Source organism: Roseomonas sp. GC11 (assembly GCF_024437745.1).
In the GTDB taxonomy this organism is placed as follows: domain Bacteria; phylum Pseudomonadota; class Alphaproteobacteria; order Acetobacterales; family Acetobacteraceae; genus Pseudoroseomonas.
The window spans coordinates 1-11,570 of the sequence record NZ_JANFNY010000009.1 but is presented as its reverse complement, the minus strand read 5'-3'; the positions used below and the strand labels follow the sequence as shown (position 1 = coordinate 11,570).

Below are 11,570 nucleotides of genomic sequence, written 5' to 3'. Positions count from 1 at the left end.
GATGGCGCTGCTCGAAATCGATGATCTGCACGTGGGTTTTCCCGCCGGCGGCCGGATGGTGGAGGTCGTGCGCGGCCTCACGCTCCGCCTCGATGCCGGCCAGGCGCTCGGCCTCGTCGGCGAGAGCGGCTCGGGCAAGAGCCAGACGGCGCTCGCCGTCATGAGCCTGTTGCGCAAGCCGCTGCGCGTGACGCGCGGCAGTATCAGGCTCGAGGGCCAGGAACTGGTCGGCGCGCCCGAGGCCACGCTGCGTCACTTTCGGGGCGGCGCGATGTCCATCGTCTTCCAGGATGCGATGGCGGGACTCAACCCCGTCTTCCCCATCGGCACGCAGTTGATGGATGTGCTCGCCGCCCATCGCGGGCTCACGGGCCGGGCGGCGCGCGCGGTGGCAGTCGAGGCGCTCGAGATGGTCGGCATCCGCGAGCCGGCCGCGCGGCTGGGGCATTATCCGCACCAGTTCTCGGGCGGGATGCGCCAGCGCGTGCTGATCGCCATGGCCATCGCCTGCCGCCCGAAGCTCTTGATCGCCGATGAGCCCACCACAGCGCTCGACGTGACCGTGCAGGCGCAGATCGTGGAGCTGCTGCACGAACTGCGGCAGAAGCTCGGCCTGGCGCTGCTCTTCATCACGCACAACCTCGACCTGATGGCCGAGATCTGCGACCGCGCGATCGTGCTTTATGGCGGGCGGATGATGGAGGAGGCGCCGATCGGCCCGCTCTTCGAGGCGCCGCTGCACCCTTATGGCCGCGCGCTGCTCGATTGCGTGCCGCGGCTGGCCGACGAGCCCGGCGCGCTGCACCCGATCGAGGGCGCCGCCCCCACGCCGGGTCGGCTCGGCGAGGCCTGCCCCTTCGCGCCGCGCTGCGGCCTCGCCCTGCCACGCTGCGCCGAGGAAGCACCACCAGAACTCGCCTTCGGCCCCCGCCGCGCCGCCTGCTGGAGGCTGGTGCCATGAACGCGCCGCTGCTCGTGCTCGACCGCCTGAGCCGGCGCTACGAGATGGAGAAGCGGCCGCTCGCGCGGCTCTTCGGTCAAAGCCGGCCGCTCTTCGCGGTGAAGGAGGTGAGCCTCGAGGTGCCGCGCGGGCAGATCACGGGGCTCGTCGGCGAAAGCGGCTGCGGCAAGTCGACGCTCGCACGGCTGATGCTGCGGCTGGAGGAACCCACGAGCGGGCGCGTGCTGCTCGACGGCACCGACCTGACCGCGCTGCACGGCGCGGCGCTGAAGCGCGAGCGGCGGCGGATGCAGATGGTCTTCCAGGATGCCGGCGGCTCGCTCAACCCGCGCAAGGCCGCGCGGCGGCTGCTGGGCGAGGCGCTCGCCCTCGCCGGCGCCCCGGCTGAGGCGCTGGAGGATCGTGCGGCGGCGCTGATGCGCCAGGTCGGGCTTGATCCGGTGCTGCTCGGCCGCTATCCGCACGAATTGTCGGGCGGGCAGAAGCAGCGCCTGGCCATTGCCCGCGCGCTCGCGATGGAACCGCGGCTCCTGGTGGCCGACGAGCCGGTCTCCGCCCTCGACGTCTCGCTCCAGGCACAGATCATGCGCCTGCTGATGGAACTGCGCGACAGCCTGGGCCTGACGATGCTCTTCATCAGCCACGATCTCGCGCTGGTGCATCATCTCTGCGCGCATGTCGCGGTGATGAGCGCGGGCGAGATCGTCGAACGCGGGCACCCGCGCGAGGTGCTCCGCGCGCCGCAGCATCCCTATACGCGGCGGCTGCTCGCCGCCGTGCCGCGCGGTCCCCGGGCCGCCTCCCCCTCCCTCGAACAGGCAGAACCATGACCGACAGCCTCGGCTGGCGCCGCACCTTCGGCGTGCTGGTGCCCTCCACCAATACCTCGGTGCAGCCGGAATTCGACGCGATGCGCCCGGCAGGCGTCACGAACCACATCAGCCGCATCCGCATCCCCAACATCCCGCTCGCGAGCGACGAGGATTTCGGCAAGCTGATCGAGCTGATCGTTGAGGCGCAGGACGAGGCGCTGGAAAGCGTGCTCTCCTGCGAGCCGGACCATATCGTGCTCGGCATTTCCGCCGAAACCTTCTGGGATGGGGCGGCGGCGAGCCAGGACCTCAAGAAGCGGCTCGAGGACAAGGCAGGCCTGCCCGTCACCATGGGCGCGGACGCCTGCCACGCCGCACTCGCCACCCTCGGGGTGAAGCGCATCGGCGTCATCACCCCCTATTTCCCGATCGGGGATCGTAACGTCGCGCGTTTCTTCGAGGAGAGCGGCATCGCCGTGCCGCGCATCCGCGGCCTCTCCTGCGAAAGCCCCGTTGCCATCGCGCGCGTGCCGGCGCAGACACTCGTCGAGACCGTGCGTGCGGTCGATGACGACGACGTCGACGCCATCGTGCAGGTCGGCACGAATCTCGCTTTCGCGGCGACGGCCGCGCAGGTCGAAATCTGGCTTGGCAAGCCGGTGATCGCGATCAACACCGCGATCTACTGGCACGCGCTGCGCAGCGCCGGGATTACCGACGTGGTCGCGGGTTTCGGCCCGCTGCTCGCCCGGCACTGAAGCACGATCGGATACAGAGGAGAACCGCAATGGATATCGGCATCTTCATACCCATCGGCAGCAACGGCTGGTTGATTTCGACGACCTCGCCGCAGTTCAAGCCGAGCTTCGAGCTGAACCGCATCGTCACGCAGAAGGCCGAGGAATACGGGCTCGATTTCGCGCTCTCGATGATCAAGCTGCGCGGCTTCGGCGGAAAGTCCGAGTTCTGGGACCATTGCCTGGAAAGCTTCACGCTGATGGCCGGTCTCGCGGCGGTCACGAAGCGCATCCGCCTCATCGCGACGACGGCGGTGCTCACGCTGCCGCCCGCGATCGTCGCGCGCATGATCTCGACGATCGATTCCATCGCCCCGGGGCGGACGGGCGTGAACATCGTCTCTGGCTGGGCCGAGGCGGAATACAGCCAGATGGGCCTCTGGCCGGGCAAGGAGCATTTCGCCAAGCGCTACCAGTACAGCGCCGAATACATCACCGTGATGAAGGATCTGTGGGAGAAGGGCAGTTCCGACTTCAAGGGCGAGTATTTCCAGATGACCGACTGCAAGCTGAGCCCCCAGCCCAGCGCGCCGCCGACCATCGTCGCCGCCGGGCAGAGCGAGGCGGGCCTCGCCTTCGGCGCCACCTATGCCGATTACAACTTCTGCCTCGGCGAGGGCGTGAACACGCCGACCAAATGCGCCTCCGCCATCGCGCGCGTGGTCGAGGCCGGGCAGAAGACCGGGCGCGACGTCGGCGCCTATATCCTCGTCATGGTCATCGCTGACGAGACCGACGAGGCCGCACAGGCGAAGTGGGAACTCTACAAGTCCGGCAAGGATCTCGACGCGCTGAGCTGGATGGGAGCCCAGGCCGCGGTCGATGACAAGGCCGACCTCAGCGGCACCGCCAAGGTGATTTCCAACCCCGTCTCGGCCGTGAACTTCAATATGGGCACGCTCGTCGGCTCCTATGCCAGCGTCGCCGCCATGCTCGACGAGATGGAAGCCATTCCCGGCAACAAGGGCGTGATGCTGACCTTCGACGACTTTATCCAGGGCATGGACGACTTCGGCACGAAGATCCAGCCGTTGATGAAGAGCCGCGCGCATGTGACGGCGCCGGTGTTATGAGCGACCCCGACATCTCCACCAGGGCTTCGCCACGTCCATGGGGCTCGGCCAGGCCCCCGCCCTGCTGATCATCGACTTCGTGCACGGCTTCACCGACCCGGACCATTTCGGCGGTGGCAATATCGGCCCCGCCATCGGACAGACGGTCGAGCTTCTCGCGCTCGCCTGCGTGCGGGGCTGACCGGTCGCGCATACGCGCGTTGTCTATGTCGGTAGCGTCCGTCAAGGTGGCGTGCAGCTTGCGGTGAATCATTCAGGTGATAGTGACAGCACTGCGGCGATCACCGGCAACTTGCTCGGAGCGCTCCTCGGCGAGAAGGCAATTCCAGTGCAATGGCTGGAGAGGCTGGAATTGCGTGACGAAATCACCGTCGTTGCCGATGATCTTCATGCGGTCGTATGCTGAATTTTGGATGCCAGGGCCGCTTCGAGCAGGTATCCTGGCTGGTAAGATGGACGTGCTGCACATTGACGGCACTCTTTTGCCACCTTTGATTTCACCCTGCTGACGCTCTCGGTGCAGGTGACGAAGCGGCGAGTGGGGTGAGGGGAGGGAGGCAGGGCCTGCTGCAGCAGACGGCAGCGCTGAAGCCGCTCTTTCTGGTCTTGAACCAGGTTGAGAAGGAGTGGACCATACCGCTGCGGGAGTGGTCCATGGCCAAGGCCCAGTTCGCCGTGCTGTTCGGCGAGCGTTTCACCCGCGCCATGGCCTGAGCGTGTTCAACCGCTCCGGAGACTGTCAGAAATTTCGTGTAGGGCGGAGCATAGTAGGGAAGAAGGAGACCCCCTATGGCCCGACGGAAAGAGCCGCGGATCCCGGACGCTATCCTGGACCAGTTGCTGGCCGGTGCCGATGCCAGGACGGCCTTTGAGCAGGGCGGCCTGCTGGATGAACTGAAGAAGGCCCTTGCCGAGCGGGCGCTGAACGCCGAGATGGACCACCATCTGGCCGGAGAGGGTGGCGAGGGTAACAGCCGCAACGGCTATGGCCGGAAGTCGGTTGTGACCGACAGCGGCAAGCTGTCCTTGGAGATACCGCGGGACCGGCAGGCAAGTTTTGATCCGCAGTTGATCGCGAAGTACCAGCGGCGTTTTCCTGGCTTCGATGACAAGGTGATCTCGATGTATGCCCGCGGCATGAGCGCGCGGGAAATCGTCGGCCACTTGCGCGAGCTCTATGGCATCGAGGTCTCGCCGGACCTGATCAGTGCTGTCACCGATGCGGTGCTCGATGAGATCGCCGCCTGGCAGAACCGGCCGCTGGAACCCGTCTACCCTGTGGTGTTCTTCGATGCGCTGCGGGTGAAAATCCGGGACGAGGGCCTGGTCCGCAACAAGGCGGTGCACATCGCACTCGGGGTTCGCGCCGATGGTGGCAAGGAGATCCTGGGGCTCTGGCTGGAGCAGAATGAGGGTGCGAAATTCTGGCTCAGGGTGATGAACGAGTTACGCGGCCGCGGTGTCGAGGACCTGCTGCTGGCGGTGGTGGATGGGCTGAAGGGCTTTCCCGAGGCGATCCTGGCCGTGTTTCCCGAGGCACAGGTGCAGACCTGCATCGTCCACCTCCTGCGCCACAGCCTGGACTTTGTCGCCTGCAAGGATCGCAAGGCGGTGGCCGCGGCATTGAAGGCGATCTACCAGGCGGTGGACGCCACGGCCGCCGAGGCGGCCCTGGCCGCCTTTGAGGCCGGAGCCTGGGGCCAGAAATATCCAGCCATTGGCCAGAGCTGGCGCCGTGCCTGGAGTGAGGTGGTGCCCTTCTATGCTTTCAGCGTGGAGATCCGGCGCTTTCTCTACACCACCAATGCCATCGAGGCACTGAACGCGAAGCTGCGCCGGGCGATCCGCGCCAGGGGGCATTTCCCCACCGACGAGGCTGCCCTGAAGCTCCTCTTTCTGGTCTTGAACCGGGCGGAGAAGGAGTGGACCATGCCGCCGCGGGAGTGGTCCATGGCCAAGGCCCAGTTCGCCGTGCTGTTCGGCGAGCGTTTCACCCGCGCCATGGCCTGAGCATGTTCAACCGCTCCGCCCTACACGAAATTTCTGACAGTCCCAATATACGACGCATGCGCCTCGACCCTTGCCGTGCGACGGTCGCCGCCCTGTGGCCTGGCCGCCGGTGTGAGAAGGGCGTGCACCAGGCCCCCATACCAGCACGCGCCATCCCCGGCGGCCTGCCGACCGAGGCGCTGCTCGCCCAGGTGCTGGTGGCCAAGTACGGCGACGGCCTGCCACTCTACCGCCAAGCGGCGATCCTCGCGTGCCAGGGCATCAACCTCGACCGCTCGACGCTGTGCGACTGGGTCGCCAAGTCCTGTTGGTGGCTACGACCGCTGCACGGGCTGATCCTCGCCCACATCACTGGCAACGCCAGGGTCTTCGTGGACGACACGCCGCTGCCGACCCTCGAGCGAGGCCTGGGACGGACCATGGATGGCCGGCTCTGGGCCTACGCCGTGGACGACCGCGCCTGCGGCGGCACCGGGCCGCCGGCGGTCGCCTATCTCTACGCCCCGGACCGCAAGTGCATACGGCCCGCCGCCCATCTGGCCGGCTTCCGGGGCGTGCTGCAGGTCGATGGCTATGCAGGCTTCAAGGCACTGGAGAGATCGCGCAACGACGGCTCGGTCGTGCTCGCCTTCTGCTGGGCCCATCTGCGCCGGCGCTTCTTCGAGATCCATGCCGGCACCGCCTCGCCGATCGCCGCCGAGGCCCTGCTGCGCATCGGGCAGATCGACGCCATCGAGCACGAAATCCGCGGCCAGTCGCCGCAGCAACGCGTCGCCATCCGCCAGGCCAGCACCGCGCCACTCGTCGCCGCCATGCAGACCTGGCTTCGCGCGCAGCTGAACCCTGTCAGTAGCGACAGCGCGCTCGCCAAGGCCATCCGCTACGGCCTGCGCCACTGGGCCGGGCTGGAGCGCTTCCTGACCAACCGCCGGATCGAGCTCGATACCAACATCGTGGAGCGCGAAATCCGCCCGGTGGCCGTGACCAGAAAGGCCGCACTCTTCGCGGGCAGCGAGGGTGGCGGCGACAACTGGGCGATCGCCACCACGCTCATCCGCACCGCCATCCTGAACGGCATCAACCCGCAGGCCTGGTTGACGGACGTGCTGGAGCGGATGGTCAGCGGCGAGGTCCGCTCGGCCCAGCTCACCACCCTGCTGCCCTGGAACCGGCGCCAACCCGGCACCGCCGCCGCGGCATGAGCCCCCGGCGCTGGCCCTCGACGACCTCGAATCCTGGCTCGCCGGCCAGCCCGACATCGCACGGCGAACTGGACCGTCTCCGCCATCAACGGCTTCTGCGCCGCCCTTGTGGTTGGTCCTGAGCGCATCGCCACCGAGGCCTGGCTCCGCGTGACTTTCGGGCCAAGCCTGCCGACCACGCCGATGGGCCTCGCCGCCGTCCAGGCCGTGCTGGATCACCGCAACGCCGTCCATCGCGACCTCCACATCGACCAAGGCCAGCGCTGGCGCCCGATCTACATGCGCACCGACGATGGCACCGTCCTCGCCCAACCCTGGGCCGTGGGCTTCATGTTCGCGGTCAAGCACTGGCCTGTCGCCTGGCGCCCCATGTTCGAGCGCAACGACCATGTCGGCCTCATGCTGCCGATCATCACCTGCTCAGAAGCCAAGGAAGTGGAGAAGCTGATTGCCGGACGGCCGCAGGAAGTCCGCGACCACGTGGGCCGCGCCTAGCACCACATCCCTGAAGCCGTCTGCGGCATCCGCGACTACTGGCGCCGCCACCAAACACCGCGCTGAACCGGCCTTCGCCGCACCGTCAAGCCAAGATCGCCGTGGGGGCCAGACGACGGTTACGGATCGCACGCCGTGGTGTCGAAAGCAGCCAGAGGCTGGGCAAGCGGCGGTGGGTCAGCGAGTGCGCATTCGCCTGCCTCAACATTCGCCCCTGGGCGACCTCTCGTTCATTGAATTCGAAGCAAGATGTATGGCCGAGAACGAATAATCCTAACCCGCTCCCCATCCACGGAAGCGGGGCAACTCCAACTCCAGGCCTGCCTCTGATGCGCGCCACTCGAGCGCACATCGGTCGAGGGGCGCTCTCAGGCCAGCTTGGCGATCAGAGCCTTGGCCACACCCTCGCTGCTGGCCGGATTCTGGCCAGTAATGAGTTGGCCGTCGATCACAACGTAGGGCGCCCAGTCGGGGCCCTTGCTGTAATGGGCGCCCTGCGCGATGAACTCGTCCTCAATCAGGAAAGGCACCACATCGGTCAATTCCACCGCAGCTTCCTCGCCATTGGTGAAGCCGGTCACGTTCCGCCCCTTGACGAGCGGATCGCCATTGGTGGCCTTCACCTTCCTGAGCACGCCAGGGGCATGGCAGACAAAGCCGATAGGCTTGCCAGCTCGCTCGAAGCTTTCGATCAGACTGATCGAGGTTGCGCTTTCCGCCAGATCCCATAGCGGGCCATGGCCGCCGGGATAGAAAACCGTATCGAAATTTTCCTGCGACACGGTCTCCAGCGTCACCGTGCTGGCCAGCACCGCCTGCGCGGCCGGATCAGCCTTGAAGCGTCGGGTCAAATCGGTCTGGAAATCGGGCAGGTCGCTCTTGGGATCGAGCGGGGGCTGGCCGCCTTTGGGCGAGGCGACGGTAATGTCTGCGCCCGCATCCAGAAAGGTGTAATAGGGCGCGGCGAATTCCTCGAGCCAGAAGCCGGTCTTCTTGCCGGTGTTTCCCAGTTCGTCATGGCTGGTCAGAACCATCAAGATTTTCATGTTTTATTTCCTTTGTGTGCCGTTATCCGTGGTTTTGCAGTAATATCTCGTACGGATCGTGTCAGATGCCGCCGCCGAGCAATGTTTCAAGAGCAGCCTGCTTATCGGCATAGGGTGCCCGCAGCCTTGCACCGCTGGCGCCGGAAGGGCCTTGAACAACGACCGGCCGCATATGGCTGAACCGGCGGAAACCATGTACCCCATGATAGGCACCCATGCCTGAGGCGCCCACACCGCCGAAGGGTAGCGCATCGATGCTTGCATGCAACATGATGTCATTGATGACCAGTGCGCCTGACGTGACGCTAGCGGCAAAGGCGTCATGCGTGGCCGGATTGTCGCTGAAGAGATATGCGGCCAGCGGGCGATCATGGGCATTGATTCGGGCGATGGCGGCCTTCACCGAAGGGAGGGTGAGGATCGGGAGAACCGGACCAAACACCTCCTCCTGCATAACGCGCATGTCTTCTGTCACCCCGACCAGCAGCACGGGCGCGATCTTGCGTGTGTCAGCGCGATGGAACGGCTCGCCGGGTGGGTTCAGCGGGATGGCAGTGGCGCCCTTGGCCTCGGCATCCGCGATCAGTGCGAGCAGCCGCTCATAATGGCGCGGTGCGATCACCGACGTATAGTCACTGTTGTCCTGAATGGTCGGAAACATACGTGACACAAAGGCACGCGCCTGCATCACAAACTTCGCCACGGCATGCTCAGGCAGCATCACATAGTCGGGTGACAGGCAGATCTGCCCGGCATTGAAGGTCTTGACGGTGAGCGTGCGCTCTGCGGCAGTGGCGATGTCAAAGCCATCCTCGATCACCACCGGGCATTTTCCGCCCAGTTCGAGCGTGACCGGAACAAGGTTCTCGGCCGCCGACCGCATCACGAACTTGCCCACCGCCGTGCTGCCGGTGAAGACCAGATGGTCGAAGGGCAGCGCTGTGAAGGCGCTGGACACATCCGGTCCACCGATGACGACACCCAACTCATCGGCATCGAAATGCGCACCCACCAGCTCGCCGAGCAGGTCCGCCGTGCGCGGCGTAAACTCTGACGGCTTGATGAGGGCCGTGTTCCCCGCGGCAAAGACGCCCGCCAATGGCGCAAAGGCCAGGTTGATGGGAAAATTCCATGGAGACACGATGCCGACGACGCCCAGCGGCTGTGGCTCGATCCAGGCCTGCACCTCTGCGTCAGGGGCGGAAACAATCTCTCGGGCCATCCAGTGTTCCACCTGTGCTGCGCTGTGGCGCAGCCCCGCGGCGGTGGTAGCGATATCGGCAGCCAGCGTATGATACACGGCGCGGTTGCCGAAATCGGCGCTGATTGCCTTTTCCAGGGCGTGGCGATGATCAATGATCAGGCGCGCGGCGCGTTCCAGCCGGTCGCGGCGCAAGGCCGCGCTGGCCGGGCCGGCGGCCAGGTGGGCGCGCTTGATGGCATTGAGGATGCCCAACAATTCGGTGCTGGCGTTTGTCATTGTACGACCTTTCAGGCCAGTGTCAGGACCACATCGACATTGCTGCGCAGGGCGTTGGAATAGGGGCAAACCGCGTGTGCAGCCTCGATCAGCGCCTGGGCCTGGGTGCGGTCCAGGCCCGGAATTTCCACGCTCAGCGCCACCGAGAGGCCAAAGCCACCGGCGGCGCGCGGGCCGATCCCCACGGTGGCGGTCACGGTCGTTGTTGCAGGAACCGCGATCTTCTGCGCGGCCGCAACCGTCTTCATCGCTGAGAGGAAGCAGGCTGAATAACCCGCGGCGAAAAGCTGCTCAGGGTTATTGCCATGGCCCTTGCCGCCCAGTTCGGCGGGCATGTCCAGCCAGATGTTGAGCGTCCCATCGGCGGTGCGGGCGCGGCCATCACGACCGCCTGTGGCGGTGGCTGCGGTGGTGTAGATGGTTTTGGCCAACATGGGAGAACATTCCTTGAAGCGCGGCATCAACTCTCTGCGTTTCTTTTAGGAGGTTCGGCCGTGTTTGACTCACAAAGCGCTTGCTTTCTGCCATCAAAAATCTGATGGGTTGGAGTCATGTCTCTGGTCCGCCTCAGATCCTTTGTCGAAGTCTATCGGCTGCGATCGCTGTCCAGCGCCGCGCGCAGCCTGAATTTGACGCAATCCAACGTTTCCCAGCACATTGCCGGGCTGGAAATGGCGCTGGGGCGCCCCCTGTTTGAGCGCGAGGCGCGCGGGGTGGCCCCTACCCAGGCCGCCGATGAGTTGGCGGCCGACCTGGGCGAGCATCTTGATCTTGCTGAGGAAGCGCTGGCCAAGGCACGCGCGCGGTCTTCGGAATTATCGGGCGCCATCCGCATCATCGGTCATGCCGATTTCATCGCTGAGGTGATGACGCTGCACCTGCCTGCGCTGGTAGAGGCAGGGATTCGTGTGCGCCTGCAACCGGCCAATCGTGATCTGGTGCAGCAGATGCTGATTGAGGGGCATTTCGATATTGGGATTTCAGCCTACCCTATTACCGATAGGCGTCTGCGCACGGAGGTGATCCGGGAAGAACCGGTACATGCCCTGGCAGCGCCTGCGGTGGTGGCACGGATCATGGCCGCGGCTGACCTGGGTAATGGTCTGAGTTCCGAACCTATGCTCGCCTATAGCCTGGATCGCCCTTTGATCGATACATGGCTGGCAGGGAATAATCTTGGCAATCTAGCTATCTCGCCTGCCGTCACCAGCCCGGATCTGCGTGTGCTGCGCAATCTGCTGGCAGGAGGCATGGGCTGGTCCGTTCTGCCGCAATATCTGTATCGGAGTGAAATCGACGCGGGGCGTTTGCAGGTGATCCCCGCGCCACGCCGTGCGATGACGAACACTTACATGCTTGTCTGGCTCGCGACCGCTCTACGGCATCCGCGCGTGGCCCATGCTCGGCAGACGCTGCTTCGGCGCCTCCGAGACGGAATGGCGCCACGCGGATGATACTTTAGCGCTTTCGCCATACCCTTGCGCCGATCATGACGTTGCACCGGCTCAGAGGGCTCTCGAGCCGCGCAAGGCTTAAGCGTCAGCCGTTTCTTCCAATTACCCACATGGAGTGGCCTCCGGTTCGACCGGACATGGGGCGTAGCCGCGAGGGCCTATTTGTCCGGTTGTGAAACCTCCTTGGCAGCTTCAGCAATGAGGCGTGCGCGGGCGATGTCCTCTGGGCTGGCTCGGCCT

At 65.4% G+C, this 11,570-nt stretch carries 13 protein-coding genes and 1 pseudogene; 11 read left to right on the top strand and 3 right to left on the bottom strand.

Annotation, left to right across the window (positions count from 1 at the left end; genetic code table 11):
* Window position 1 precedes the first annotated feature (1 nt).
* The 10 genes and pseudogenes from NON00_RS04505 (at window position 2) to NON00_RS04460 (ending at window position 7,350) form a co-directional block, all read left to right on the top strand.
* Entirely contained in the window at window positions 2–961 is a 960-nt protein-coding gene (locus NON00_RS04505) for an ABC transporter ATP-binding protein (protein ID WP_256017890.1), read from the top strand.
* Window positions 958–1,791 (top strand): ATP-binding cassette domain-containing protein, encoded by an 834-nt coding sequence (locus NON00_RS04500; RefSeq protein ID WP_256017889.1) that lies wholly within the window; start codon window positions 958–960, stop codon window positions 1,789–1,791. Before NON00_RS04505 ends, NON00_RS04500 begins: the two co-directional genes overlap by 4 nt.
* A complete protein-coding gene (locus NON00_RS04495; protein ID WP_256017888.1) occupies window positions 1,788–2,531 on the top strand; it encodes an arylmalonate decarboxylase in 744 nt (247 codons plus the stop codon). The genes NON00_RS04500 and NON00_RS04495 overlap by 4 nt, the downstream gene beginning before the upstream one ends.
* 29 nt (window positions 2,532–2,560) lie before the next feature.
* Complete coding sequence (gene rutA / locus NON00_RS04490; protein WP_256017887.1) at window positions 2,561–3,643, top strand: pyrimidine utilization protein A; 1,083 nt, start codon at window positions 2,561–2,563, stop codon at window positions 3,641–3,643.
* A 37-nt stretch (window positions 3,644–3,680) separates the two neighbouring features.
* Window positions 3,681–3,824: a hypothetical protein gene (locus NON00_RS04485; protein ID WP_256017886.1), complete on the top strand. Its 144-nt coding sequence runs from the start codon at window positions 3,681–3,683 to the stop codon at window positions 3,822–3,824.
* A 51-nt stretch (window positions 3,825–3,875) separates the two neighbouring features.
* Window positions 3,876–4,049, top strand: coding sequence for an ADP-ribosylglycohydrolase family protein (locus tag NON00_RS24880; protein WP_370688668.1), 174 nt, complete (start codon window positions 3,876–3,878; stop codon window positions 4,047–4,049).
* A gap of 173 nt (window positions 4,050–4,222) precedes the next feature.
* Window positions 4,223–4,357, top strand: a pseudogene (locus tag NON00_RS04475) (IS256 family transposase); the annotation flags it as partial.
* 75 nt (window positions 4,358–4,432) lie between these two features.
* Window positions 4,433–5,653 carry an IS256 family transposase gene (locus NON00_RS04470; protein WP_256017884.1) on the top strand — a complete coding sequence of 407 codons (1,221 nt, stop codon included), beginning with the start codon at window positions 4,433–4,435 and terminating at the stop codon, window positions 5,651–5,653.
* Between the two features lie 2 nt (window positions 5,654–5,655).
* Complete coding sequence (tnpC, locus tag NON00_RS04465; RefSeq protein WP_370688667.1) at window positions 5,656–6,855, top strand: IS66 family transposase; 1,200 nt, start codon at window positions 5,656–5,658, stop codon at window positions 6,853–6,855.
* Between the two features lie 30 nt (window positions 6,856–6,885).
* A complete protein-coding gene (locus tag NON00_RS04460) occupies window positions 6,886–7,350 on the top strand; it encodes a UPF0149 family protein (RefSeq protein ID WP_370688669.1) in 465 nt (154 codons plus the stop codon).
* 368 nt (window positions 7,351–7,718) lie between these two features.
* Here the strand turns inward: NON00_RS04460 and NON00_RS04450 are convergent, their stop codons facing one another.
* From NON00_RS04450 to NON00_RS04440, 3 genes are all read right to left on the bottom strand, one after another.
* The gene (locus tag NON00_RS04450; protein WP_256017882.1) at window positions 7,719–8,396 is read right to left on the bottom strand and encodes a type 1 glutamine amidotransferase domain-containing protein; all 678 of its coding nucleotides are present in this window, start codon (window positions 8,394–8,396) and stop codon (window positions 7,719–7,721) included.
* 61 nt (window positions 8,397–8,457) lie between these two features.
* A complete protein-coding gene (locus NON00_RS04445) occupies window positions 8,458–9,876 on the bottom strand; it encodes a coniferyl aldehyde dehydrogenase (protein WP_256017881.1) in 1,419 nt (472 codons plus the stop codon).
* 11 nt (window positions 9,877–9,887) lie between these two features.
* Complete coding sequence (locus NON00_RS04440) at window positions 9,888–10,337, bottom strand: organic hydroperoxide resistance protein (protein ID WP_256017880.1); 450 nt, start codon at window positions 10,335–10,337, stop codon at window positions 9,888–9,890.
* A 90-nt stretch (window positions 10,338–10,427) separates the two neighbouring features.
* Here NON00_RS04440 and NON00_RS04435 point away from each other — a divergent pair, with 90 nt between their 5' ends.
* Window positions 10,428–11,330, top strand: a complete 903-nt coding sequence (locus NON00_RS04435; RefSeq protein ID WP_256017879.1) for a LysR family transcriptional regulator — start codon at window positions 10,428–10,430, stop codon at window positions 11,328–11,330.
* Window positions 11,331–11,570: the final 240 nt, after the last annotated feature.